This window comes from Curtobacterium sp. MCSS17_007 (assembly GCF_003234175.2).
Lineage (GTDB): Bacteria > Actinomycetota > Actinomycetes > Actinomycetales > Microbacteriaceae > Curtobacterium.
Map to the genome: position 1 here is coordinate 760,264 of NZ_CP126257.1, position 23,952 is coordinate 784,215.

At 72.0% G+C, this 23,952-nt stretch carries 24 protein-coding genes; 12 read left to right on the plus strand and 12 right to left on the minus strand.

What is annotated here, in order from left to right:
- Positions 1-100: 100 nt before the first annotated feature.
- Both greA and DEJ22_RS03590 read right to left on the minus strand, forming a co-directional pair.
- Complete coding sequence (greA, locus tag DEJ22_RS03585; protein ID WP_111226554.1) at positions 101-589, minus strand: transcription elongation factor GreA; 489 nt, start codon at positions 587-589, stop codon at positions 101-103.
- Between the two features lie 67 nt (positions 590-656).
- The gene (locus tag DEJ22_RS03590; RefSeq protein WP_181430706.1) at positions 657-1,187 is read right to left on the minus strand and encodes a DUF4307 domain-containing protein; all 531 of its coding nucleotides are present in this window, start codon (positions 1,185-1,187) and stop codon (positions 657-659) included.
- Positions 1,188-1,215: 28 nt separating this feature from the next.
- On the opposite strand from DEJ22_RS03590, the gene mca reads away from it, so the two are divergent.
- Positions 1,216-2,127 carry a mycothiol conjugate amidase Mca gene (gene mca / locus DEJ22_RS03595; RefSeq protein WP_181430705.1) on the plus strand — a complete coding sequence of 304 codons (912 nt, stop codon included), beginning with the start codon at positions 1,216-1,218 and terminating at the stop codon, positions 2,125-2,127.
- On the plus strand, positions 2,124-2,417 hold the full coding sequence (locus DEJ22_RS03600; RefSeq protein WP_111226551.1) for a hypothetical protein: 294 nt from the start codon (positions 2,124-2,126) through the stop codon (positions 2,415-2,417). Before mca ends, DEJ22_RS03600 begins: the two co-directional genes overlap by 4 nt.
- 69 nt (positions 2,418-2,486) lie before the next feature.
- Here the strand turns inward: DEJ22_RS03600 and trhA are convergent, their stop codons facing one another.
- Complete coding sequence (trhA, locus tag DEJ22_RS03605; RefSeq protein ID WP_181430704.1) at positions 2,487-3,185, minus strand: PAQR family membrane homeostasis protein TrhA; 699 nt, start codon at positions 3,183-3,185, stop codon at positions 2,487-2,489.
- Between the two features lie 96 nt (positions 3,186-3,281).
- Between trhA and DEJ22_RS03610 the strand changes: the two genes are divergently transcribed.
- The 3 genes from DEJ22_RS03610 to phoH2 all read left to right on the plus strand — a co-directional run bounded on the left by DEJ22_RS03610 (position 3,282) and on the right by phoH2 (position 6,945).
- Positions 3,282-4,067 (plus strand): isoprenyl transferase, encoded by a 786-nt coding sequence (locus tag DEJ22_RS03610; protein ID WP_181430703.1) that lies wholly within the window; start codon positions 3,282-3,284, stop codon positions 4,065-4,067.
- A gap of 145 nt (positions 4,068-4,212) precedes the next feature.
- The gene (locus DEJ22_RS03615; RefSeq protein ID WP_111226550.1) at positions 4,213-5,322 is read left to right on the plus strand and encodes an aminotransferase class V-fold PLP-dependent enzyme; all 1,110 of its coding nucleotides are present in this window, start codon (positions 4,213-4,215) and stop codon (positions 5,320-5,322) included.
- 261 nt (positions 5,323-5,583) lie between these two features.
- Positions 5,584-6,945: an RNA 5'-3' helicase PhoH2 gene (phoH2, locus tag DEJ22_RS03620; RefSeq protein WP_181430702.1), complete on the plus strand. Its 1,362-nt coding sequence runs from the start codon at positions 5,584-5,586 to the stop codon at positions 6,943-6,945.
- Between the two features lie 192 nt (positions 6,946-7,137).
- On the opposite strand, the gene DEJ22_RS03625 is transcribed toward phoH2, so the two are convergent.
- The 5 genes from DEJ22_RS03625 to xseA all read right to left on the minus strand — a co-directional run bounded on the left by DEJ22_RS03625 (position 7,138) and on the right by xseA (position 11,526).
- Positions 7,138-8,511: a class II fumarate hydratase gene (locus DEJ22_RS03625; RefSeq protein WP_111226912.1), complete on the minus strand. Its 1,374-nt coding sequence runs from the start codon at positions 8,509-8,511 to the stop codon at positions 7,138-7,140.
- A gap of 168 nt (positions 8,512-8,679) precedes the next feature.
- On the minus strand, positions 8,680-9,294 hold the full coding sequence (locus DEJ22_RS03630) for a carbonic anhydrase (RefSeq protein ID WP_111226548.1): 615 nt from the start codon (positions 9,292-9,294) through the stop codon (positions 8,680-8,682).
- A gap of 38 nt (positions 9,295-9,332) precedes the next feature.
- Positions 9,333-9,968, minus strand: a complete 636-nt coding sequence (locus DEJ22_RS03635; RefSeq protein ID WP_111226547.1) for a DUF4245 domain-containing protein — start codon at positions 9,966-9,968, stop codon at positions 9,333-9,335.
- Positions 9,965-10,219: an exodeoxyribonuclease VII small subunit gene (locus DEJ22_RS03640; protein WP_111226546.1), complete on the minus strand. Its 255-nt coding sequence runs from the start codon at positions 10,217-10,219 to the stop codon at positions 9,965-9,967. Before DEJ22_RS03640 ends, DEJ22_RS03635 begins: the two co-directional genes overlap by 4 nt.
- A 65-nt stretch (positions 10,220-10,284) precedes the next feature.
- Entirely contained in the window at positions 10,285-11,526 is a 1,242-nt protein-coding gene (gene xseA, locus DEJ22_RS03645) for an exodeoxyribonuclease VII large subunit (protein ID WP_111226545.1), read from the minus strand.
- Positions 11,527-11,737: 211 nt separating this feature from the next.
- Here xseA and DEJ22_RS03650 point away from each other — a divergent pair, with 211 nt between their 5' ends.
- Together DEJ22_RS03650 and DEJ22_RS03655 are read left to right on the plus strand one after the other, a co-directional pair.
- On the plus strand, positions 11,738-12,802 hold the full coding sequence (locus DEJ22_RS03650; RefSeq protein WP_502862272.1) for a 4-hydroxy-3-methylbut-2-enyl diphosphate reductase: 1,065 nt from the start codon (positions 11,738-11,740) through the stop codon (positions 12,800-12,802).
- A gap of 50 nt (positions 12,803-12,852) precedes the next feature.
- Positions 12,853-13,512 (plus strand): DUF6264 family protein, encoded by a 660-nt coding sequence (locus DEJ22_RS03655; RefSeq protein WP_146241702.1) that lies wholly within the window; start codon positions 12,853-12,855, stop codon positions 13,510-13,512.
- Between the two features lie 44 nt (positions 13,513-13,556).
- On the opposite strand, the gene DEJ22_RS03660 is transcribed toward DEJ22_RS03655, so the two are convergent.
- Positions 13,557-14,126: a TetR family transcriptional regulator gene (locus DEJ22_RS03660; RefSeq protein ID WP_111226543.1), complete on the minus strand. Its 570-nt coding sequence runs from the start codon at positions 14,124-14,126 to the stop codon at positions 13,557-13,559.
- A gap of 46 nt (positions 14,127-14,172) precedes the next feature.
- Here DEJ22_RS03660 and DEJ22_RS03665 point away from each other — a divergent pair, with 46 nt between their 5' ends.
- Positions 14,173-15,333, plus strand: a complete 1,161-nt coding sequence (locus DEJ22_RS03665; protein WP_258379566.1) for a zinc-binding alcohol dehydrogenase family protein — start codon at positions 14,173-14,175, stop codon at positions 15,331-15,333.
- Between the two features lie 38 nt (positions 15,334-15,371).
- Here DEJ22_RS03665 and DEJ22_RS03670 read toward each other — a convergent pair whose 3' ends face one another.
- Together DEJ22_RS03670 and fbaA are read right to left on the minus strand one after the other, a co-directional pair.
- The gene (locus DEJ22_RS03670; protein WP_111226541.1) at positions 15,372-16,631 is read right to left on the minus strand and encodes a M18 family aminopeptidase; all 1,260 of its coding nucleotides are present in this window, start codon (positions 16,629-16,631) and stop codon (positions 15,372-15,374) included.
- Between the two features lie 106 nt (positions 16,632-16,737).
- Positions 16,738-17,766, minus strand: coding sequence for a class II fructose-bisphosphate aldolase (fbaA, locus tag DEJ22_RS03675; protein ID WP_066652690.1), 1,029 nt, complete (start codon positions 17,764-17,766; stop codon positions 16,738-16,740).
- A 122-nt stretch (positions 17,767-17,888) separates the two neighbouring features.
- On the opposite strand from fbaA, the gene glpX reads away from it, so the two are divergent.
- Positions 17,889-18,878: a class II fructose-bisphosphatase gene (gene glpX / locus DEJ22_RS03680; RefSeq protein ID WP_111226540.1), complete on the plus strand. Its 990-nt coding sequence runs from the start codon at positions 17,889-17,891 to the stop codon at positions 18,876-18,878.
- A 141-nt stretch (positions 18,879-19,019) separates the two neighbouring features.
- Here the strand turns inward: glpX and DEJ22_RS03685 are convergent, their stop codons facing one another.
- Complete coding sequence (locus DEJ22_RS03685) at positions 19,020-20,282, minus strand: DNA recombination protein RmuC (RefSeq protein WP_111226539.1); 1,263 nt, start codon at positions 20,280-20,282, stop codon at positions 19,020-19,022.
- A gap of 155 nt (positions 20,283-20,437) precedes the next feature.
- Between DEJ22_RS03685 and iolC the strand changes: the two genes are divergently transcribed.
- From iolC to DEJ22_RS03700, 3 genes are read left to right on the plus strand one after another with little or no spacing between them, the layout of a single operon-like run.
- On the plus strand, positions 20,438-21,454 hold the full coding sequence (gene iolC, locus DEJ22_RS03690) for a 5-dehydro-2-deoxygluconokinase (protein WP_111226538.1): 1,017 nt from the start codon (positions 20,438-20,440) through the stop codon (positions 21,452-21,454).
- Positions 21,447-22,436, plus strand: coding sequence for a class I fructose-bisphosphate aldolase (locus tag DEJ22_RS03695; RefSeq protein WP_111226537.1), 990 nt, complete (start codon positions 21,447-21,449; stop codon positions 22,434-22,436). The genes iolC and DEJ22_RS03695 overlap by 8 nt, the downstream gene beginning before the upstream one ends.
- Positions 22,433-23,944, plus strand: coding sequence for a CoA-acylating methylmalonate-semialdehyde dehydrogenase (locus tag DEJ22_RS03700; protein ID WP_111226536.1), 1,512 nt, complete (start codon positions 22,433-22,435; stop codon positions 23,942-23,944). The genes DEJ22_RS03695 and DEJ22_RS03700 overlap by 4 nt, the downstream gene beginning before the upstream one ends.
- Positions 23,945-23,952 lie beyond the last annotated feature (8 nt).

Consider the following 23,952-nt stretch of genomic DNA (forward strand, 5'->3'; position numbering starts at 1 on the left):
GGGCCTGCACGACGAACAGCAGCTCGCGCCACCGATCAGGTGGCGCGAGCTGCTGTGCGTGCGCGAGGGCGCGTGGGCGACGGGGCGTGGCTGCGCGTGCCTACGGCTCGTAGCGCTCGACCTTCGTCACCTCGACGGCGATGTCCTTGCCGTTCGGGGCGGTGTAGTTCGTCTTCTCGCCGGCGCGGAGCCCGAGGATGGCCGCACCGACCGGGCTGACCGGGCTGTACACGGTCAGGTCGGACCCCTCGGCCACGATCTCGCGGTTGCCCACGAGGAAGGTCGACTCGTCGCCCGCGATCACGGCGGTGACGACGGTGCCGGGCTCGACGGTGCCGTCGAAGTCCGCCTCGCCCACGGTGGCGTGCTTGAGCAGCTCGGTGAGCTGGCGGATGCGGGCCTCGATCTTGCCCTGCTCGTCCTTGGCGGCGTGGTAGCCGCCGTTCTCCTTGAGGTCACCCTCTTCACGCGCCGCCTCGATGCGGTCCGCGATCTCCTTGCGGGCCGGGCCCGACAGCTGCTCGAGCTCGGCCGTGAGACGGTCGTGCGCCTCCTGGGTCAGCCAGGTGGTCTGCGTGTCGTTGCTCATCGGTCTCCCTTTCGACAAAGGACGAGACCGGCCGGAGTGGCCGGTCTCGTCCGCGAATCAGTCGAGTCTAGGGAACCCAGCAGTCGTGGATCAAGCCGGTCACGCCGCGGGTCGTCGTGTTCAACTCGGTCGAGATGCTGCGTGTCCGCTGTTCGGACGGCGGCAGGGTCACGACCTTCCACCCGACGATCGAGTACGCCTTGTCGAGCACCTGCACGGCACACTTCGCCTCGGTCCCGGGATCGACGGAGACCTGGGAGTGCACGACGGTACGGTGCTCGGAGACCACGGTGTAGCCGACCTCGGTGCTGTCCAGACCGTGCGACGTCTGGTCGAGTCCGGCCCAGACGACCCAGGCCACGAACACGAGCACGACCGCGATCGCGGCGGTGATCCCGAACAGCCGGCCCCGACGGCGCCGGTCGGGCGTGCGGCCGTACCGGTCGTCGAGCGTCGCGGCCGTGGCGGACGCGGCGGTCGAGGACGCAGGGCCAGCGGATCCGGCGGGGTGCAGCGGTTCGGACAGTTCGGGGCTCCTGGGGTGATTATCCTGATCTCCAGGGTAGTTCACGCCCCGCTGTGCGCTGCCCGCATGCACGCGGATCCCGTGTGCACGCCCCGTCCGAATGGCCCCCGTGAGGAACACCGTGCCGTACCGCCTGCTGGCCGTCCACGCCCACCCCGACGACGAGTCGAGCAAGGGCGCCGGGACCGCCGCGCGGTACGTGGCCGAGGGACACCAGGTCCTGGTGGTGTCGTGCACGGGCGGTGAGGCCGGCGACATCCTCAACGAGCAGCTCGGCGAGCCGGCGACGAGCCGGGCGCACCGCGACATGGCGGGGTACCGGCGCACCGAGATGGCAGCGGCGCAGGCGGCGCTCGGCATCGACCACCTGTGGCTCGGCTACCACGACTCCGGCCTCCCCGACGCGGAGAAGGGCGAGACCGTGCGCCCCGGCACGTTCTCCACCGTGCCGCTCGAGTTCTCGACCGAGGCGCTGGTCCGCGTCGTCCGTCGCTTCCGCCCGCACGTCCTCGTCACCTACGACGAGAACGGCGGCTACCCGCACCCCGACCACATCCGGACGCACGAGGTCTCGGTGGCCGCGTGGCGGGACGCCGCGGACCCGGCGAAGTACCCGACGGCGGGGGAGCCCTGGGCGATCAGCAAGCTCTACTACGAGCGCACGATGAACCCGCGGCGCTTCCGCACGGTCTTCGAGGCCCTGCAGGAGCGGGACCCGGACAGTCCGGCCGTCGAGCAGCTGCGCGAGTGGGTCGAGCGGTTCGCCGACCGGCCCGACCTCGCGACCACGCACGTCGACGTCCACGAGTACTTCGACGCCCGTGACGCCGCGCTCCGGGCGCACGCGAGCCAGGTGCCGCCCGACAGCGCCTTCTTCTACTGGCCGAACGACCTCCTCGCGACGGTGTGGCCCACCGAGGACTACCAGCTGGTCGAGGCACGCGTGCCCACCGAGCTGCCGGAGTCCGACCTGTTCGCGGGGATCCCTGACGACGAGGACACCACCGCGTGAGCAGCATCCTGACGGCCATCGCCGCCGCCCCCAGCCCGAGCCCGTCGGTCGTCCCCGACGTCGACGTCACCCCCGGTGTCGCCGGCTTCGTCGCGATCGCGGTCGTCGCGGTCGTGACGATCCTGCTCGTGGTCGACATGACGCGGCGCATCCGTCGCACCCGCTACCGCTCCGAGGTCCGGGAGCGGCTCGAGGCGGACGCGGGCGACGCCACGTCGACGGACGAGGCGGCGCGCCGCGCCGCCGAGGACGGCCGCGCCGACGTGGGCGACGACACCGAGCGGGGCTGAGCCCGCACACGACGGACGGGAGGCCCGTGGCGAGCGCGCCACGGGCCTCCCGTCCGTCGTCCGGTCGCCTCAGCGCACCGGGTCGAGCGCCACGATGAGGACACCCACCCACTGTGCGGCGAAGGCCACCACCGTCAGGGCGTGGAAGACCTCGTGGAACCCGAAGACCGTCGGCGACGGGTCGGGCCGCTTGAAGCCGTAGACGAGCGCCCCGAGGATGTACGCGGCGCCGCCGGACAGCACGAGCACCGTCATCGGCACGCTCGCGGCGAAGAACCAGGGGAGCAGGCCGAACGCGGCGCACCCGAGCACCAGGTAGATCGGCACGTACAGCCAGCGCGGTGCGTTGATCCACAGGACGCGGAACGCGATGCCGAGCGCGGCGCCGGACCACATCACCCAGAGCACGACGACCATGAGCGTGTGCGGGAGGGCGCAGATCGCGATCGGCGTGTAGGTGCCCGCGATGAGCAGCAGGATGTTCGTGTGGTCGATCCGCTTGAGGATCCGCTTCACCGTCGGCCCCCAGGGGAACCGGTGGTACGTCGCCGAGACGCCGAACATGAGCAGCGACGTCGCCATGAACACGGCGCTGCCGGCCTTCGCGGCCCCGCTGTCCGCCAGGCAGATGAGCACGATCCCCATGGCGACGGCGAACGGGAACGTGCCCAGGTGGATCCAGCCGCGCCATGCCGGTCGCGGTGGCTCGGTGGCGGCTGCTTCCTCCGTGAACGGGACGTGGGGCAGCATGGCGGTCTCGTCCTGCATGGGGCGACAGTAGGGCCCGATGCCGAACGGCAGCCGAACGTCCACCGAGCGGCCGTGCCCAGCGCGGGCCGCGTCGTCGTGCACTACAGTCGTGCCGTGACCGGCAGGGTGGGATGGGCAGGGCGCGGCGTCCTCTACCGTGCCTACCAGCGTCGTATCCGCCGCCAGATCGACGCGCAGGCGATGCCGAAGCACGTCGCCATGATCGTGGACGGCAACCGTCGCTGGGCGAAGCAGCTCGGCCTCGAGTCCGCCGCCCACGGGCACCGCGCCGGGGCGGCGAAGATCCCGGAGTTCCTCGATTGGTGCGACGACCTCGGCATCGAGGTCGTGACGCTCTACTTGCTGTCGGCGGACAACCTGACCGGCCGCGGTGGTGAGGAGCTCGAGCAGCTCGTCGGCATCATCGCGGACCTCGCGGGCACGCTCTCGGAGCACCGTGACTGGCGGGTGCAGCACGTCGGGTCCGACGAGGGGCTCCCCGCCGAGCTCGTCACCGCGCTCGCGGACGCCGAGGACCGCACCGCGGACCACACCGGCCTGCACGTCAACCTCGCCGTCGGCTACGGCGGACGCCGGGAGATCGCGGACGCCATGCGGAGCATCGTCCGGGCGCACGGCGAGGGCGGCGGCACGCTCGACACCCTGGCCGAGGTCCTCACGCCGGAGCTCATCGGCGACCACCTGTACACGCAGGGCCAGCCCGACCCCGACCTGGTCATCCGCACCTCCGGCGAACAGCGGTTGTCGGACTTCATGCTGTGGCAGAGCGCACACAGCGAGTTCTACTTCGTCGAGGCCTTCTACCCCGACCTGCGCGAGGTCGACTTCCTGCGTGCCGTGCGCGACTTCGGTCTGCGGTCCCGCCGGTTCGGCGGCTGAGGGACCCCGGCCCGCGACTCGTGCGACGGCCCCCGCCCGGTACGCTCGCCGGTCGGTTCGCGGTGCGTCCGCGGGCTCGGGTTTCGCCCTGGTCCGGGCATCCCAGTAGACTCACAGGGTTTTCGTCCCACGGAAGGTTGCACCTGTGAACATCGCCGAGTACGCAGCCGGCTTCGCCGAGGAGCCCGGCTACCTCGACCACGCCGCGTTCGGTCCCGTGCAGACCGCCGTGCTCGAGGAGCAGCGCGTGCTCGGGACGATCCAGGAACGCATGCGCTTCGGCGCGATGGAGACGCTCGACGAGCAGGACGCCCGGGTGCGCACCGTCGCCGCGCGGCTCGTCGGTCGGCGCGAGGACCAGGTCGTCTCGCAGACCGCCACGACGCCCGGCCTGCTGCACACCGCGTTCGGGCTCACCGGCGGTGTGCTCGTCGCTGCGGACGAGTACCCCTCGCTGCCGCTCGCGCTCGCGAGTGCCGCCTCGGCGACCGGTGGCCGTGTGCAGCCCGTCGTGGTCGAGTCCGGAGCGGGCTGGATGACCCCGTCGCTCGTCCAGGAGCGTCTGACCGACGACGTGACCGCGGTCGCCGTGTCCCTGGTCGACTGGCAGACCGGCTACCTCGCCGACCTCGCCGCGATCCGCGAGGTCATCGGCGAGCGACTGCTCATCGTCGACGCGATCCAGGGCTTCGGTGTCGTCGACGCCCCGTACGAGCTCGCCGACGTCGTCGCCACGGGCGGACAGAAGTGGCTGCACGCAGGGTGGGGCACGGGCTTCACGGCCTTCAGCGACCGCGCCCTGAACCGGCTGCGTCCCGCGCTCTCCGGTCCGCACGGCACGACCGGTTGGCCTACCGAGGTGCCGTCCGTCAAGCCCGGCGCCGCCGGGTACCAGATGACGCGCATCGACCCGGTCGCCCAGGCCCGCATGGCGGTGTCGCTCGAGCGGCTCGTCTCGGTGGGTGTCGACGCGGTCCAGGACCGTGTCGCCGACCGTGTCGAGCGGGTGTTCGACATCGCCGACGAGTTCGGGCTGTCGGTGGAGTCCAGCCGCGACCCCCGCGAGCGTGCCGGCATCGTCGTGCTCCGTCCGCCGCAGGGGCGGCTCACCGCGCTGTCGGCGGCCCTGCACAACCACGGGGTCACGCTGACGACGCGGCTCGGGGTCGCGCGCGTGTCGGTGTTCGCGTCCACCACGGACGAGACGCTCGACATGTTCCGCGACGCCTGCCTGTCCTACGCCACGATGCAGTAGCGCGCCGGGTCGCGCCGCGGCGCGCGCATGCCCGGGGGTGGTCTGCGAGAGCGACAGCGCTGCGGCCTCCTCCGGCGCCGTGCGCGTTCACGCGACCGTAACCTCCGGCCCAGCGTGTCGCGGTGCGGCCGTCAGAGGCGGGTCGTAGCTTGGCCGCATCGGGCACAGTGCCCGGTCGAAGCGGCCACGGTCGGTGCTTCGGGACCGCTCCACGGCCGCGTTCGAGGACAGTGACCGGGCCGAGCGCGGCCCGGGGATGGAGTGGTCGTGACCTCTCGTAACGTCTCTCGCGAACCCGCCCAGCGGCCCACCGCGGACTCGTCCACATCGGTCGCCCAACGCACGTACGTGCTCGACACCTCGGTGCTCCTCAGCGATCCGCGGGCGTTGTTCCGCTTCGCCGAGCACGCCGTCGTGCTGCCCGTCGTCGTGGTGAGCGAGCTGGAGTCCAAGCGCAACGACCCGGAGATCGGGTACTTCGCACGCCAGGCGCTCCGACTGCTCGACGAGCTGCGGATCGAACACGAACGACTCGACTTCCCCATCGCGCTCGAGGACGGCGGCTCGTTCCGCGTCGAGCTCAACCACTCGAACCAGTCGGTCCTGCCGTCCGGGCTGCAGCTCGGTGACAACGACTCGCGGATCCTCGCGGTGGCGTCGAACCTCGCCACCGACGGGCTCGACGTCGTCGTGGTCTCGAAGGACCTGCCCCTCCGCGTGAAGGCCTCGTCGATCGGCATGGCCGCCGAGGAGTACCGCGCCGAACTCGCCGTCGACTCCGGCTACACGGGCATCACCGACCTGCAGGTGTCCGGCGAGCAGATGAGCGACCTGTACGAGCGCGAGGAGATCCGGTCCTCGAAGCTCGAGGGTGTGCCGGTCAACACCGGGGTCGTCATCCACTCGGAGCGCGGCTCGGCCCTCGGACGCGTGCACGAGGCCGGCGCGGTGTCGCTCGTCCGCGGCGACCGCGAGGTCTTCGGCCTCCGCGGCCGCTCCGCGGAGCAGCGGCTCGCGATCGACGCTCTGCTCGACCCCGAGATCGGCATCGTGTCGCTCGGCGGCAGCGCCGGCACGGGCAAGTCCGCGCTCGCGCTCTGCGCCGGGCTCGAGGCCGTGCTCGAACGGCAGCAGCACAAGAAGATCATGGTCTTCCGACCCCTGTACGCGGTCGGCGGCCAGGAACTCGGCTACCTGCCCGGTGACGCGGCGGAGAAGATGAACCCCTGGGCACAGGCGGTGTTCGACACCCTCGGGGCGCTCGTCTCGGACAACGTGCTCGACGAGGTCGTCGAGCGCGGGATGCTCGAGGTCCTGCCGTTGACGCACATCCGCGGGCGGTCCCTGCACGACGCCTTCGTGATCGTCGACGAGGCCCAGTCCCTCGAACGGAACGTCCTGCTCACCATGCTGTCGCGCATCGGGCAGAACTCACGCGTGGTCCTCACCCACGACGTCGCGCAGCGGGACAACCTGCGGGTCGGCCGGCACGACGGCATCGCCTCGGTGATCGAGCGGCTGAAGGGGCACCCGCTGTTCGCGCACGTGACGCTGACGCGCTCGGAGCGGTCGGCGATCGCGGCGCTCGTGACCGAGATGCTCGACTCGCCCGACCTCGGGTAGCGGGCCGGGCCGTGGCCGTGGCGCGCGGCCCGCGGCCCGCGGCCCGCGGCGTTTCCTTCGCGAAAGCGACAGATCGCCGCTGACGGTTCCCGGCGATCTGTCGCTTTCGCGGCGGTGAACGCGACCACATGACGGACGGGAGGCGCGGTGCCGGCTGGCACCGCGCCTCCCGTCCGGCCGCGGGGACGCCCGTCAGTTCGGGTGCGTCATGCTCAGCACGTCGAGCGCGCTGTCGAGCTGCTCCTCGGTGACCTCGCCGCGCTCGACGTGGCCCAGGGCGACGACGGCCTCGCGCACCGTGATGCCCTCGGCGACGGCGTACTTGGCGACCTTCGCGGCGGCCTCGTAGCCGATGACGCGGTTGAGCGGGGTCACGATCGACGGCGACGACTCAGCGAAGGCGCGGGCGCGATCGAGGTTCGCCTGCAGTCCGTCGATGGTCTTGTCGGCGAGCACCCGCGAGCTGTTCGCCAGCAGGCGGATCGACTCGAGCAGCGCCGTGCCCATCACCGGGATCGCGACGTTCAGCTCGAACGCGCCCGATGCTCCGGCCCACGCGACCGTGGCGTCGTTGCCGATGACCCGTGCGGCGACCATCAGGGTGGCCTCGGGGATGACCGGGTTGACCTTGCCGGGCATGATCGACGAGCCGGGCTGCAGGTCCGGGATGTGGAGTTCGCCGAGACCGGTGTTCGGACCGGACCCCATCCAGCGCAGGTCGTTGTTGATCTTCGTGAGGCTGACCGCGATGACCTTCAGTGCGCCGGACGCCTCGACCAGCGCGTCCCGCGCGCCCTGGGCCTCGAAGTGGTCGACCGCCTCGGTGATCGGCAGGCCGGTGTCCTCTGCCAGCCGGGCGATGACCTGCTGCGGGAAGCCCTTCGGCGTGTTGATGCCGGTCCCGACCGCGGTGCCGCCGAGCGGGACCTCGGCGACGCGGGGGAGCGTGGCCTGCACACGTTCGATGCCGAGCCGGACCTGACGCGCGTACCCGCCGAACTCCTGGCCGAGCGTGACGGGCGTGGCGTCCATCAGGTGGGTGCGACCGGACTTCACCGCGTCGGCCCAGAGCGTCGCCTTCGCCTCGAGCGACTCGGCAAGGTGCTCGAGCGCGGGGACGAGGGTGCGGATGAGGGCCTCGGTGACTGCGACGTGCACCGATGTCGGGAACACGTCGTTGGACGACTGCGACGCGTTCACGTGGTCGTTCGGGTGCACGTCGGTGCCGGCGATGCGGGTCGCGAGGGTCGCGAGGACCTCGTTCATGTTCATGTTGGACGAGGTGCCGCTGCCGGTCTGGTAGACGTCGACCGGGAACTGGTCGTGGTGCTCGCCACCGATGATCACGTCCGCCGCCTGCGCGATGGCCTCTGCGACCGCCGGGTCGACGATGCCGAGAGAACCGTTGACCACCGCGGCGGCGCGCTTGATCCGGGCGAGGGCGACGACCTGCGCCGGTTCGAGCCCGCTGCCCGAGATCGGGAAGTTCTCGACGGCACGCTGCGTCTGGGCGCGGTACAGCGCGTGCACCGGGACCCGGACCTCGCCCATGGTGTCGTGCTCGATGCGGAAGCCGTCGCCACCCGTCGTCGCGGGCTGGTCGGTCGCGGTCGCGGTGGGCTCGGTGGTGTGGGTCACGTCGTCGTGGTCCTTCCTGTGGTGCACGTGCGGAGCGGTCGCTCCGGTGTCTGGGTCGGCCCGGGGGTGCCCGGGCGCTCCGCCGTGGGGGACCGGTCAGGCCTGACCCACGACGGTGTCGATGGTGACCTCGCCCGTGGTGAGGTCGTAGGTCGCCCCGACGACGGCCAGGGTACCCGCGGCGATCGCGTCGGAGACGACACCGGAGCGCTCGATCACCTGGCGGAGCGTGGACTCGAGGTGCGCGGCGCCGACGGACTCCTGGGGCAGGTCGGCGTCGGTCGCGCGGACCCGCTCGACGCTCGGCGCGATCGCGTCGACGAGGGCCTGCAGGTGCGGCGCGGGCACCGGCTCGCCCGAGCGAGCCGCGGCGACGGCACCGCACGCGGTGTGACGGAGGACGACGACGAGCGGGGTGCCGAGGGCGACGACCGCGAACTCGATGGACCCGAGCACGACGTCGTCGACGATCTGTCCGGCGTTGCGGATCGCGAACAGGTCGCCGATGCCCGCGTCGAAGACGTGCTCGAACGGTACGCGGGAGTCCGAGCAGCCGAGCACGGTCGCGAACGGAGCCTGCGACCCGGTCAGCTCGCCGCGGCGGTCCGGGTCGATCCGGCCGGTGCGGCGCTTGTCTGCGGCGAAGCGGGCGTTGCCCTCGACGAGCAGGCGGAGGGCGTCGGACGGGGTGGAGGCGGCGCGGTCGGGCATGGTCTTCCTCGTGCTTCGGGTTCGGTCGGGGGTGGGGGTCAGTCCGCGAACTGCGCGGTCACGGCCTCCGCGAGCGTCGTGAAGGACGCGTCGTCGGCCGTGCCGGACAGGACGATGGTGTTGCGGTCGAAGGTGTGGACGAGCGAGTACGCGTGGTTGCCCGCGTCCTTGCCCTCGTCGCGGCGGTCGTACACGGTCCACTTCGTGCCGTCGATGGTGCGGTCGCCCGTTGCCGGCTTCTGGTCGAGCTGGTTCGCCACCCACGACGCGTTCGCGTCGATGCCCTGCTGCAGACCGATGTACTGGCGGTCCGGGGTGACGAGACCGACGGTCCACACCGCGACCTGGTCGGACGTCCGGTCCTGGTAGTCGGCGCGGTTCGAGGAGAAGTCGTCCGGCAGGTCGGGTGCGGCGAGGGTCACGCCCGGCACGTTCGCCTGGGCGGCGATCTGCTGGTAGTCGACGGTGCGGTCCACCGTCTGGTCGGGGCGGACCACCACGGCCACCAGGAAGAGCACGATGCCGAGCGAGGCGATGAGCGCGAGGACGAGGTTGAACGCGGTCTGGTGCTCGCGGCGGGTGCGCCGTGCGGCGTCCTTCCGCGCCCAGGTCTCCTCGGGGGTCTCGGGGCGGCCGAGCTCGGCGACGATCGGGCGTCCGTCGGGGTCGGTCACCGTGCAGCCCCGTCCTGGTCGGCGGCTCCGGCCGAGGCGGCACGAGCGGCGTCGAGGCGGGCCCGGGCACCGACGAGCCACTCCTCGCAGCGGGCGGCGAGCGACTCACCCCGCTCCCAGAGCGTCAGCGACCGCTCGAGCGTGGCGGACCCCTGCTCGAGCTCGGCGACGACGCGCACGAGTTCGTCGCGCGCTGCCTCGTAGCTCAACGACTGCACGTCGGACGGCACGGGTTCCTGCTGGGTCGACACCCCTCGATCCTACCGAGCACCCTCCGACGCGGTGCACCGCGCCGGGAACCCGTGGAGGGCGGGACTCAGGCGCCGGAACCGTCCGGTCCGGGCCCGTCCGGCTCGAGCGTCCCGGTGGCGGTGCCCGCACCGAGCGTCACGTGCACCGATGTGGCACCGTCCAGGTCCGCGGAACCCCGCACGACGTCGCCGTCCGCGGTCTGCACGATGGCGTAGCCCCGGCGCAGGGTGTCCCGCGGGGACAGTGCGCGGAGCCGTGCGGTCAGGTGCCCGACGTCGGCGTGCGACCGCTCGAGCCGGCGGTCGAGCAGCTCGCGGGCGCGGGAGAGGTCACGGGCCACCTCCTCGGCCCGGGTGTCGACGAGCCACGCGGTCGACGCCAGCGCCGGGCGCGAGCGCAGGGCGGCGATCCGGTCGGCCTCGACGGACAGCACGTGCGAGAGCCGCAGGCCGAGCCGGGCCCGGGCCTGCCGGACGTTCGCGAGCTCCTCGGCGACGTCGGGCACGACCCGCTTGGCCGCGTCGGTCGGGGTGGACGCGCGGAGGTCGGCGACCTCGTCGAGGATCGGCCGGTCGGCCTCGTGCCCGATGGCCGAGACGATCGGGGTCGTCGCCGCCGCCGCGGTGCGCACGAGGCCCTCGTCACTGAAGCCGAGCAGGTTCTGGAAGTCGCCGCCGCCCCGGGCGACGATGATGACGTCGACGGTGGGGTCCGTGTCGAGCTCGACGATCGCCGCGGTGACCTCGCCCACGGCGCGCTCGCCCTGCACAGCGGTGTGGACGGTCCGGAACTCGACCTGCGGCCAGCGCAGCTGCGCGTTCCGCTTGACGTCCTTCTCGGCGTCGGAGTCCTTGCCGGTGATCAGCCCGATGCGGTGCGGCAGGAACGGCAGGCGCTTCTTGCGGGACGGGTCGAACAGGCCCTCCTCGGCCAGCGTCCGGCGCAGCCGTTCGAGGCGTTCGAGCAGGTCACCGAGGCCGACGTGCTTCATCTCGACGACCTGCATGGTCAGGGAGCCGCCCTTGACCCAGTAGTTCGGCTTGACGGCGGCGACCACCCGGTCGCCCTGCTTCAGGTCCGCAGGCACCCGCGTCCGCACGCTCGACCAGATCGAGAACGACACGGTCGCGTCGACCTCGACGTCCTTGAGCTTGCCGTAGACGTTGCCGCCGGCGACGTTCCACTGCGTGATCTCGCCCTCGACCCAGGCGGTGCCGAGCCGGTCGATCCAGTCGCGCAGCTTCGCGCCGAGCAGCGCGACGGGCCACGGGTTGTCGGCCGTCGGGGGCCCCTGTTCGATCGCCATGCGCTCCTCCTGGTGGTGCCGTCCAATCCTGCCGGACGCCGGCGACAGCCGTGCACCGCCCCGACGGACAACCGACGGACCGCCGGTGCACCGTTCCGGTCGGACCCCGCGTCGCCGGCCGTGCACCGCCGAGGGGACCCGGGTCACCGGCCGCGCGCAGGTGCGTCGGACCCCCAGGTGGCGTGCCGTGCGCCCGCCTATCATCGGGGTCGTGACGATCACCAACGGCCACACGGTCCCGCTCGCCCCGCCCCGGGTGCACGCAGCGCGCGGCCGTCTGCGGGACGAGCCGGTCGCCGGCGCGAAGAGGGTCCTGCTCGCCGCCCCCCGCGGGTACTGCGCCGGGGTGGACCGAGCGGTGGTCGCCGTCGAGAAGGCACTCGAGCAGTACGGCGAGCCCGTCTACGTCCGCAAGCAGATCGTGCACAACGTCCACGTCGTCTCGACGCTCGAGCAGCGCGGCGCCGTGTTCGTCGACGACGTCGCCGAGGTCCCGCGCGGCGCGCACGTCGTCTTCAGTGCGCACGGCGTCTCGCCCGCGGTCGTCGCCGGTGCCGCGGACCGCGACCTGCACGCCATCGACGCGACCTGCCCCCTCGTCACCAAGGTCCACCGCGAGGCCACCCGGTTCGCCAGGGCGGACCGCACGATCATCCTCATCGGGCACGCGGGGCACGAGGAGGTCGAGGGGACCATGGGCCACGCGCCGGAACGCACGATCCTGGTGAACGGGCCGGAGGACGTCGCCGCGCTCGAGGTCCCCGACCCCGACAACCTCGTCTGGCTCTCGCAGACCACGCTGAGCGTCGACGAGACGATGGAGACGGTCCGGCTGCTCCGCGAGCGGTTCCCGTCGATCGAGAACCCGCCGTCGGACGACATCTGCTACGCCACCCAGAACCGCCAGGTCGCGGTGAAGAAGGTCGCGCCCGCTGCCGACCTCGTCATCGTGGTCGGGTCGGCCAACTCGTCGAACAGCGTCCGTCTGGTCGAGGTCGCGCTCGAGCACGGTGCGAAGGCGGCCCACCGCGTCGACTACGCCGAGGAGATCCGCCAGGACTGGCTCGACGGGGTCGGCACCGTGGGCGTCACGAGCGGTGCGTCCGTGCCCGAGGAACTCGTCACCGAGGTGCTCGAGCAGCTCGCGGACGCCGGGTACGGCACCGTGGAAGAGGTCGTCACGGCGCACGAGGACCTGATGTTCTCGCTCCCGAAGGAGCTCCGCACCGACGCGTCGGGCAACCCGACGCGCGCGCTCGGCGGGCGTCGCTCGTGAGCGGCCCGCGCGGCGACTGGTCGTCGGCCCCGGCCCGCGAGCCGGGTCGCGTGGCGGACACGTCGTCCGGCCGGGAGGCCCGCCCCGCGCCCGACACGTCGGCGGCCGGTGGCGCGGGCGGCCGGGTCCACGGCACACCGGCGCCGGAGTACGGCGAGTACGCGCCGGCAGGCTGGGTGAACCCGGTGCTCGTCGAGCAGGAGCGGCGGGCGACCGAGGAGCGCGAGCGCGCAGCTCGCGCGGAACCCGCGACGCCGTCGCAGCGCAGCGCTCCGGGTCGGGCCCCTGCGCAGCGACCGGACGGTCGGCCGGCAGGGACCGCGCTGCCCACCAGTCGGTACGGTGCGTCTCAGTTCGACTTCGTGGTGACGGTCGGTCTGCTGGCGTTCGGGCTGTTCTCGGTCCTGCAGTCCCTCGCCGTCACCGAGGTCGCATCGAGGGTCCGGGAGGCCTTCCGGCAGCAGGGCCTCCAGCTGTCCGACCCGGGGGCCCTGTCGACCGCGGCGGTCGTCGGGGCGATCAGCAGCGTCGTCGTCTTCGCGCTCGTCGCCTGGTGGTCGCTGCGGCGGTTGCGCGCACGGAAGTGGACGTTCTGGGTGCCGCTGCTCGGCGGGGGCGTCGCGTCGCTGATCAGCCTCGTCGCCTTCGTCCTGGTGATGTTCCAGGACCCGGGCTTCGTGCAGGCCCTGCTGCAGCAGTCCGGCGCCTGACCGTCCGGGGCCAGCGCCGCGGCCGCGCGGTCCCGTGCCTCCCGTCAGGGACCGGGGGCGAGCATCGACGTGACCTGGTCGACGGTCGCGTCGAGGTGGTCGGTGAGCGGCGCACCATCTGCGTCGTCGAGCCAGGCCTCGAGTGCGGTCTGCAGGACGAGGACCGTCACGCCGGCGACGACCCGCGCGGTACGGTCGTCCACGCCGCGGCGACGGAAGCCCTCCCGGACCGCCTGCCGCAGGTCCTCCTGCTTCCGCAGGTCGCGCTCGCGCAGGTCGGGTTCCGCGCTGATGATCCGCCGCGCCGCGAGCACCTGGTCGCGCCGGGGGTCGAACCGTTCGGCTGCGAGCTGCCGGAGTCCGTCGACGACCACGGTCATCGGGGGCGCTCCGGCCGGAGCCGCCGCGATCATCCGGGAGGCCAGTACGGGGATCTCGTCGTCCCCGAAGAAGACCTCGCGCTTGTCGCTGAAGTGCCGGAAGAACGTCCGACGCGTGACGCCCGCGCGCTCGACGATCTCCGGGACCGTCGTCGCCGCGAAACCCCGCTCCGCGAAAAGCTCCAGCGCTGCACCGCGCAACCGCTCGCGGGTGTCGGGTGCCCATCTCGCCATGGGGACACCCTAGTGATGACACCCGGTGCCGTTCCAGCGTAGGGTGATGGCACCCGGTGCCATCACCCTCGACGAAAGGCCCACCGTGCCCGACCACTCCGCCGCTGTCCTGCGCGAACCCCGGGGCGCCCTCGTCGTCGACCGGCTCCCGGTTCCCGAGCCCGCCGACGACGAGGTCGTCGTCCGCGTCCGGGCCGTGGCGGTCAACCCCGTGGACTGGGTGATCCAGGGCACGGGGCCCGTCACCTACCGCTGGCTCCGCACGCCGGCGGTGCTCGGTTCCGACGTCGCGGGCGAGGTCGTCGCGGTGGGCCCGGCGGTCACGCGCTTCCGGACGGGGGACCGCGTGGTCGGCCTGGCGACGGGCACCGATCGGGGGCGTGACCCGCTGCACGAGGGCGCGTTCCAGGAGCACACGGCGCTCCTCGAACGCCTGACCGCCGCGATCCCCGACGACGTGTCGTTCGACCGCGCCGCTGTCCTGCCGCTCGGTGCGTCGACCGCCGCGTGCGCGCTGTTCCAGCCGAAGCACCTCGGGCTCCCGCTGCCCGGTGCCGCCGACGCGTCGTCCGACCGGTCCGGCGTCGTCGTGGTCTGGGGCGGCTCGACGAGCGTCGGGATGAACGCCGTGCAACTCGCCCGGGCCGCCGGGTACACGGTCGTGAGCACCGCCTCGCCCCGCAACGCCGACACCGTGCGGTCGCTCGGCGCGGAGGTCGTCGTCGACCACGGGTCGCCGACGGCGGTCGACGACCTCGTCGCGGCCGTCGCCGGACGGCCGGTCGTCGGAGCGGTCGCCTTCGGGACGACCTCGACCGCCGCCTGCATCGCGGTGCTGCGGCGCACCGGCGGCACGGTGCTGGCGATGGCGAGCACGCCGGTGTCGCTCGACCGGATCGCCGGGCGACGGCGACTCTTCCCGGGGATGCTGCCGGTGTTCACCAGGATCGGGCTCACCACGGTGGCGCTCACCCTGCGGGCACGCCGGGCCGGCATCCGGGCCGCGTTCGTGTGGGGGAGCAGCCTCCGCGACGACGACCTGGGGCCGGAGCTGTGGGGTCGGGTCCTGCCCGAGGGGCTCGCGGACGGCTCGATCCGCCCGATGCCCGAGCCGCTCGTCGTCGGGCACGGACTCGACGCCGTCCAGGGCGCCGTCGACCGGCAGCGCGCAGGGGTGTCCGCGCGCAAGGTCGTCGTGACGCTCTGACGCTCTGACGCTCTGACGCCCGAGGCGCGGGCGGCCGACTACCCCGCCAGGAAGGCAGCGACCGCGCCGTGCAGTGCCGCGAGGTCGTCGACGTGCACGAGCTCGCGCACCGAGTGCATCGACAGCAGGCCGACGCCGATGTCGATCGTCGGGATGCCGAGCCGGGTCGCCGCGATCGGCCCGATGGTCGAGCCGCCGGGGATCGTGTTCACGTTGACGAACGGCTGCCAGGACACCCCGGCGGCATCGCACGCGGCGGACCAGACGGCTGCACCCTTCGCCTCGGTCATGTAGCGCTGGTTGGCGCTGATCTTCAGGAGCGGACCCGCACCCGGACGCGGACGGTTGGTCGGGTCGTGCTTCTCGGGCTGGTTCGGGTGCACCAGGTGGCCGGCGTCGCTCGACAGCAGCCACGAGGCGCGGAACGCCCGCGCGGCCTCGGAGCGGGTCGCGCCGAGGCCCTCCTGCACGCGGCCGAGGACGTCCTCGAGGAACGGACCGCCCGCACCGGACGGGGTCGACGAGCCGATCTCCTCGTGGTCGAACGCCGCGAAGACCGGGATGTGGTCGCCGTCGGCCGGTGCGTCGATGATCCCGCGGAGCCCGGCGTGCACGCTCGTCAGGTTGTCCATCCGACCGGACGCGAGGAACTCCCGGTCGATGCCGATCCGTGCCGGGGCCTGCGTGTCCGCCAGGAAGAGGTCCCACGACACCGCGTCGTCCCCGAGCCGACCGCGCAGCCACGCGAGCACGTCGGTGCCGCCGGCGGTGCCGTCCGTGCCGACGACCGGCAGGGTGTGGCGCTGCCGGTCGATCTCCTTGCCGTCGTTCACCCCGCGGTCGAGGTGGATCGCGAGGTTCGGGATCCGGGCAACGGCGTCGGTCGACACGAGGCGCACCGAGCCGTCGGCGTCGACAACGCGGCCGGCGATGCGGAGGTCGCGGTCGAACCACGTCGACAGGAGCGCGCCGCCGTAGACCTCGACGTTGAGCTGCTCCCAGCCGCCGACGCGCACGGTCGGGTTCGGCTTGATGCGGAACCCGGGGGAGTCGGTGTGCGCGCCGAGGATCCGGAACGGGGTGGTCGCCACGGCCGACTCCGGGAGCCGCCAGGCGATGACGGCCCCGTCACGCACGACGACGTAGGCGCCGGCCTCGGTCGGCCAGGCGTCGAGCTCCGACAGCTCGGTGAACCCGGCCGCCACGAGCTGGTCCCGTGCGACCGCGGCCGCGTGGAACGCGGTTGGGGACTCGGTGACGTACTGGGCGAACGAGGAGGCGATGGCGTCGGTGGTCACCTGCCCATCGTGGCACGCGCGGTGGTGGTGACCGGACGCGGAACGGGGCGCGTCCGTCGGACGCGCCCCGTTCCTCCCGGCTGGTGACCGCCGGCGTGCGACCGGATCAGCCCTTGCTGTTCCCGGCCGAGCCGAGGACCTTCGCGGCCTCGACCACGCGTGCCGCCATGGCGGTCTCGGCGACCTTGCCCCAGGCGCGCGGGTCGTACTGCTTCTTGTTGCCGACCTCGCCGTCGATCTTCAGGACGCCCTCGTAGTTGCGGAACATCGAGTCGGCGATCGAGCGGGTGAACGCGTACTGCGTGTCCGTGTCGATGTTCATCTTGATGACGCCGTTGCGGACGGCCTCGTGGATCTCGTCGTCGGTCGAGCCGGAACCGCCGTGGAAGACGAGGTCGAGCGGGTTCTCGCCGGTGCCGTGCTTCTGCGCGACCGAGGCCTGGATCTCGCCGAGGAGTTCCGGACGGAGCTTGACGTTGCCCGGCTTGTAGACGCCGTGCACGTTGCCGAAGGTCAGGGCGGCGATCCAGCGACCCCGGTCACCCAGCCCGAGCGCGTCGACGACCTTCTCGACGTCGTTCGGGGTCGTGTACAGCGCGTCGTTGGTGCCCTCGTGCTGGACGCCGTCCTCTTCGCCGCCGACGACGCCGATCTCGACCTCGAGGATCGCGTTGATGTTGCGCGTCTTCTCGATCATCGTGCGGGCGATCTCGATGTTCTCGTCGAGCGGCACGGCCGAGCCGTCCCACATGTGCGACTGGAAGATCGGGTTGCGGCCCTGGCGGACCTCCTCCTCGCTCGCGGCGATGAGGGGCATGACGAAGCCGTCGAGGGCATCCTTCGGGCAGTGGTCGGTGTGCAGTGCGACGGTGACGTCGTAGTTCTTCGCGACCTCGTGCGCGAAGCGGGCCATCGCGAGGGCGCCCGCCGCGCGGTTCTTGACGGTGTGGCCGGCGAAGTAGTCGGCGCCGCCGGTCGTCACCTGGAGGATGCCGTCCGAACCGGCCTCCTGCAGACCCTGGAGGACCGCGTTGATCGTCTGGGAGGAGGACACGTTCACCGCGGGGTAGGCGAACTTGCCGGCCTTCGCTCGTTCGAGCATCTCGGCGTACTGTTCCGGCGTTGCGATGGGCACTGCGATCTCCTTCGACTTCGGTGGTGTCGTCGCCGAGCCTAGTCAGCGGTCCTCCACGGGTGACACGTGCACGTCCGTGCAGTCGGCGTGAGGGCTGTGAGTGCGGTGGGTAGGCTCTGGTCGTGACTCCCACTACGGAAACCGGCTCCCTGTTCCTCCAGCCCGACCGCAACCTGGCGCTCGAGCTCGTGCGTGCGACGGAGGCCGCCGCGATCCGTGCACAGCCGTGGGTCGGCCGGGGCGAGAAGAACCTCGCGGACGGAGCGGCCGTCGACGCGATGCGCAAGTTCCTCGGCACCGTGAACTTCGACGGCGTCGTCGTGATCGGCGAGGGCGAGAAGGACAACGCGCCGATGCTCTACAACGGCGAGCACGTCGGCAACGGTCACGGGCCGGCCTGCGACATCGCGGTCGACCCGATCGACGGCACCTCGCTCACGGCCGCCGGCCGCCAGAACGCCATCTCCGTGATGGCCGTCTCGGACCGCGGCTCGATGTACGACCCGTCCGCCGTCTTCTACATGGACAAGATCGCGGCCGGTCCCGAGGGGCGCGGGGTCCTCGACCTCGAGAAGCCGATCGGTGAGAACATCCGCGCGCTCGCGAAGGCGAAGCACAAGGACATCGAGGACATGCAGATCGCCGTCCTCGACCGTCCCCGTCACGACGAACTCATCCGCGCGATCCGTGCCACGGGCGCCGGCACCCGCCTGCTGCTCGACGGCGACGTCGCCGGAGGCATCTCGGCGGCGCTGCCGGGTTCGAAGATCGACATGTGCGTCGGTGTCGGCGGCACCCCCGAGGGCATCATCACCGCGTGCGCGATCAAGGCGCTCGGCGGTGTGATCCTCGGCAAGCTGCAGCCGAAGGACGACGAGGAGCGCCAGAAGGCCCTGGACGCCGGCCACGACCTCGACAAGGTGCTCGACCAGGACGACCTGGTGACGGGCGACAACACCTTCTTCGTCGCCACCGGTGTCACCGACGGTGTGCTCGTGGACGGTGTCCGCCGGTCGCGCGGTGTCATCCACACGGACTCGCTCGTCCTCCGCTCCCGCTCGAACACCATCCGGCGCATCCAGGCGGACCACCGCGCCGAGAAGTGGTTCTGACCCAGCCGGTGTGCTGACGTCCGTCGGTGCCGCCGCGCGTCTGACCGCCTGCACGACCGGAAGCACCCCGAACCACGGGATCACGTGGTTCGGGGTGCGGCTCGTCGTGCGGGAGCACGTCGCGCCGCGGCGACGCCGCGCTCAGTCGTCGTCGAGCGCGCCGACGAGCTCGGGCGCGGTGAGCAGCCGCGGCTCGTCGTCGATCGTCCCCGGGTCGGCGAGCACCTTCGACTCGTCGAGCAGTGACAGTCGCCGGGCGCTCGGCAGCACCTGGCGCTCGAGCGACCCCACGAAGCGGTTGTAGTCGACCACGGACCCGCGGATCGCCCGGCCCAGCTTGTCGACGTGGCCCCCGAGCGTCGCCAGGCGGCCGTAGAGCTCCCGGGAGACCCGGAAGAGCTCCCGCGCCTCGGCGGTGACGACGTCCTGCTGCCACGAGAACGCGACGGTCTTCAGCACCGACCACAGCGTGACGGGTGACGCCAGGGCGATCCGCTTGCGGAACGCGTGGTCCAGCAGCCCCGGATCGGCGGCGAGGGCGCTCGAGATCAGGGACTCGGACGGGATGAAGGCGATCGTCAGCTCGGGCGATGCGTCGTAGCCGGTCCAGTACTCCCGCGCAGCGAGGGCGTCCACGTGCGCGCGCAGCGCCTTCACGTGCTGCCCGATCAGCTGGTCACGCCGGGCGCCCTCGGCCCCGGTCGCGCTCGCCGGGATCTCGGCGGCCTGCAGGTAGGCGCTGAAGGGCACCTTCGCATCGACGGCGATGGTCTTGCCGCCCGGGAGGTGCACGACCATGTCGGGTCGGGCGGTGCCGGCGCTGGTCGTCACCGAGGACTGCACGTCGAAGTCGACCCGTTCGAGCAGGCCGGCTGCCTCGACGACGTTGCGCAGCTGCGTCTCGCCCCAGACGCCCCGGGTGCTGTTCGACGACAGGGCGCTCGCGAGCGTGTCGGCCGTGGCGCGGAGTCGTTCCTCGGACTCGGCGGCGGACCGCAGCTGGGCGGACAGTGCGCCGTACTGCTCGGTCCGCGACTGCTCGAGCTCGGCGATCTTCGCCCGCATCTGGTCGAGCGTCTGCGCCACGGGGCTGAGCGCCGACAGCACCTTCGACTCGCCCTGGTTGCGCGCCGCGTCGGCCCCGTGCATCCGCTGCACGAGGTGCTCGAGCTCGGCGGCACGGCGTTCGAGCGAGTCGACCTGGCGGCGGTACTGGGCGTCCTGGGCGTCGAGCCGTTCCTCGGCGTCGGCGCGCACGGAATCGAGCTGGGCGCGCAGCGCGTCCGCCGTGGCGCGGGCCGAGGCGGCGTCGACGCCGGCGCGCGCACGGGCGAGCGACCACGCGACGACGGCGCCCACGGCGATCCCGAGGACGAGGCCGATGACCAGGGCGAGGATCTGCATGACGCGACTGTGGCAGGTCCCACCGACACGCGCCTCCCGGCCCGCCGGAGCCGCTCGCCGCACCCCTCTCGATCCATGTACTGACATTAGGGCAAAGTCCGTGTACAGTCGTGATCGTCCGCCGACGAAGCCGAACGGAAGGTCCATCACGTCGCATGACCAACGAAGCTCCTCACGCCCACGACGTGATCACGATGGGACGCGTCAGCGTCGACGTCTACCCCCAGCAGACCGGCCCGCTCGAGGACGTCTCGACCTTCTCGAAGTCCGTCGGCGGGAGCGCGACCAACGTCGCCATCGCCGCAGCTCGACACGGTGCGGACGCCGCGGTGATCACCCGCACCGGCAACGACCCGTTCGGCCGCTACATCGCGCGCACCCTGCCGGAGTTCGGCGTGGCGAACGACTTCGTCACCACGGTCGACGGGCTCAACACCCCGGTGGCCTTCTGCGAGATCTTCCCGCCGGACGACTTCCCGCTGTACTTCTACCGGGCGCCGAAGGCCCCGGACCTCATGATCACCGCGAAGTCCCTGCCGCTGCACGCCATCGAGCGCGCGCGGGTCTTCTGGACGACGGTGACGGGACTCAGCGAGGAGCCGAGCCGCAGCGCGCACCACACGGCCTTCGAGGCGCGGAGCGCGGCACTGCGGGACACCTCGGGCAGCACGGAGCTCCACACCGTGCTCGACCTGGACTACCGGGCGGTGTTCTGGTCGAGTCCCGAGGCCGCCACGCGTGAGGTCGCCGTCGCGCTCGAGCACGCCACCGTCGCCGTCGGCAACCGCGAGGAGTGCGAGGTCGCCGTGGGGGAGACCGACCCCGTCCGCGCCGCGGACGCCCTGCTCGAGCGTGGCGTCGAGATCGCGATCGTGAAGCAGGGACCCAAGGGCGTGCTGGCGAAGACCCGCGACGAGACCGTCGAGTACCGACCGCACACCATCGACGTCGTCAACGGGCTGGGGTCCGGCGACGGCTTCGGCGGGGCCCTGGTGCACGGGCTGCTGCAGGGCTGGAGCCTCGACCGCACCCTCGCCTTCGCGAACGCGGCCGGTGCCATCGTCGCCACCCGGTTCGAGTGCTCGACCGCGATGCCGACGAGCGACGAGATCGAGGACTTCCTGCGCACGAACCCGGCGCAGGCGACCACGAAGGAGGGCGTCGATGCCTGAGATCAGCCCTGCCGACTTCGCCCGGCTGCGCGACCTGCGTGCCGGGTCGCCGGAACGGGTCGCCGCGGTCCTGCGGACCCGGACCCGCCGACCGCTCCTCGCCGACGACGGCAAGCTCTTCATCGTCGCCGCCGACCACCCCGCCCGCGGTGCGCTCGCCGTGCGCGACGACGCGTCGGCGATGGCCGACCGCTACGACCTGCTCGAACGCCTCGTCGTGGCCCTCGCCCGACCGGGCGTCGACGGTGTCCTCGGCACACCGGACGTCCTCGAGGACCTCGCGCTCCTCGGAGCGCTCGACGGCAAGGTCGTCGTCGGGTCGATGAACCGGGGCGGCCTGCGCGGTGCCTCGTTCGAGCTCGACGACCGCTACACCGCGTACTCCGCGCGGGCGATCAAGGACGCCGGCCTGGACTTCGCGAAGCTGCTCGTCCGCGTCGCCCTCGACGATGCCGGCACGGCGCCCACGCTCGAGGCCACGGCGCGTGCCGTCAGCGAGGCGGCCGCGCTGCAGCTGCCGATCATGCTCGAGCCGTTCATGTCGTCGTGGCGCGACGGCAAGGTGGTCAACGACCTGACCGCCGACGCCGTGATCACGTCGATGGCGATCGCCGCGGGCCTCGGGGAGTCGAGCGCCTACAGCTGGCTGAAGATCCCGGTGGTCGACGACATGGCGCGCGTCATGGCCGCGACCACCCTGCCGACGCTGCTGCTCGGTGGCGACCCGTCCGGCAGCCCGGACGAGACGTACGCCACGTGGGCGGACGCGCTCGCCCTGCCGGGCGTCCGCGGACTCGTCGTCGGCCGGACCCTCCTCTACCCGCAGGACGGGGACGTCGCCACCGCGGTCGACGTCGCCTCCGCACTCGTCCACAGCCGGGAGGACCGTGGCGAGTTCTCCACACCGGCTCGCGGTCACGCCGACTCGCCCACCACGTCCACCACCCTGGACACGTCCGTCCCGGAAGGAAGCAACGCATGACCACCAGCACCGAGACCACCACCGTCGGGCACTGGATCGACGGCGCGCACGTCGCGTCGACCTCCGGACGGACCGCCCCGGTGTACGACCCGGCGCTCGGCGTCGTGACGAAGCAGGTCGCCCTGGCCGACGAGGCCGAGATCCAGCGGGCGATCGCGAGTGCCAAGGCTGCGTTCCCGGCGTGGAGCACCCTGTCGCTCGCGAAGCGGCAGCAGATCCTGTTCGCCTTCCGCGAGGTCCTGAACCGCGACAAGGCCGAGCTCGCCGAGATCATCACGAGCGAGCACGGCAAGGTCATCGACGACGCCCTGGGCGAGATCGCCCGTGGGCAGGAGGTCGTGGAGCTCGCGACGAACATCCCGTCGCTGATGAAGGGCGAGTTCTCCGACCAGGTCTCGACCGGCATCGACGTGTACTCGATCCGCCAGCCGCTCGGCGTGGTCGGGATCATCTCGCCCTTCAACTTCCCGGCGATGGTGCCGCTCTGGTTCCTGCCGATCGCGATCGCCGCCGGCAACACCGTCGTGCTGAAGCCCAGCGAGAAGGACCCGTCCGCAGCGATCTGGCTGGCCGCGAAGTTCAAGGAGGCCGGCCTGCCCGACGGCGTATTCACGGTGCTCAACGGCGACAAGGCCTCGGTCGACGGACTCCTCACCAGCCCCGACGTCGAGTCGATCTCGTTCGTCGGTTCCACCCCCATCGCCCAGTACGTGTACGAGACCGGCACGAAGCACGGCAAGCGCGTCCAGGCGCTCGGTGGTGCGAAGAACCACATGCTCGTCCTGCCCGACGCCGACCTCGACCTCGTCGCGGACAACGCGATCAACGCCGGCTTCGGCTCGGCCGGTGAGCGCTGCATGGCGATCTCGGTCGTCGTGGCGGTCGAGCCCGTCGCGGACGAACTCATCCAGAAGATCACGGAGCGCGCGGCCACCCTGCGCATCGGCGACGGACGCCGTGGCTGCGACATGGGTCCGCTCGTCACCGAGCAGCACCGCGACAAGGTCGCCTCGTACATCGAGGTCGCCGAGCAGGACGGTGCGGTGGTCGTGGTGGACGGCCGCACCGTCCGACCCGACGGCGACGAGAACGGGTTCTGGCTCGGTCCGACGCTGATCGACGAGGTGCCCACCACGAGCCGCGTGTACACCGAGGAGATCTTCGGCCCGGTGCTGAGCGTCGTCCGCGTGCAGTCCTACGACGAAGGCCTCGAGCTGATCAATTCCGGCGCCTTCGGCAACGGCACCGCGATCTTCACCAACGACGGCGGCGCCGCCCGCCGGTTCCAGCGCGACGTGCAGGTCGGCATGATCGGCATCAACGTCCCGATCCCGGTCCCGGTGGCCTACTACTCGTTCGGCGGGTGGAAGAACTCCCTGTTCGGCGACCACAAGGCGTACGGCGCCGACGGCGTGAGCTTCTTCACCCGCCAGAAGGCGATCACCTCCCGCTGGCTCGACCCGGCCACGCACGGCGGTGTCGACCTCGGCTTCCCGTCGAACGGCTGATCCGCAGC

What these genes read in the sequence shown, in the direction of transcription:
- mca (WP_181430705.1), top strand. Translation starts at nt 1,216, where the DNA reads ATGGCCCCCGTGAGGAACACCGTGCCGTACCGCCTGCTGGCCGTCCAC.
- DEJ22_RS03695 (WP_111226537.1), top strand. Translation starts at nt 21,447, where the DNA reads ATGCCTGAGATCAGCCCTGCCGACTTCGCCCGGCTGCGCGACCTGCGT.
- iolC (WP_111226538.1), top strand. Translation starts at nt 20,438, where the DNA reads ATGACCAACGAAGCTCCTCACGCCCACGACGTGATCACGATGGGACGC.
- DEJ22_RS03685 (WP_111226539.1), bottom strand. Translation starts at nt 20,282, where the DNA reads ATGCAGATCCTCGCCCTGGTCATCGGCCTCGTCCTCGGGATCGCCGTG.
- DEJ22_RS03700 (WP_111226536.1), top strand. Translation starts at nt 22,433, where the DNA reads ATGACCACCAGCACCGAGACCACCACCGTCGGGCACTGGATCGACGGC.
- trhA (WP_181430704.1), bottom strand. Translation starts at nt 3,185, where the DNA reads ATGCAGGACGAGACCGCCATGCTGCCCCACGTCCCGTTCACGGAGGAA.
- DEJ22_RS03660 (WP_111226543.1), bottom strand. Translation starts at nt 14,126, where the DNA reads ATGGCGAGATGGGCACCCGACACCCGCGAGCGGTTGCGCGGTGCAGCG.
- DEJ22_RS03665 (WP_258379566.1), top strand. Translation starts at nt 14,173, where the DNA reads ATGGCACCCGGTGCCATCACCCTCGACGAAAGGCCCACCGTGCCCGAC.
- DEJ22_RS03630 (WP_111226548.1), bottom strand. Translation starts at nt 9,294, where the DNA reads ATGCCCGACCGCGCCGCCTCCACCCCGTCCGACGCCCTCCGCCTGCTC.
- greA (WP_111226554.1), bottom strand. Translation starts at nt 589, where the DNA reads ATGAGCAACGACACGCAGACCACCTGGCTGACCCAGGAGGCGCACGAC.
- xseA (WP_111226545.1), bottom strand. Translation starts at nt 11,526, where the DNA reads ATGGCGATCGAACAGGGGCCCCCGACGGCCGACAACCCGTGGCCCGTC.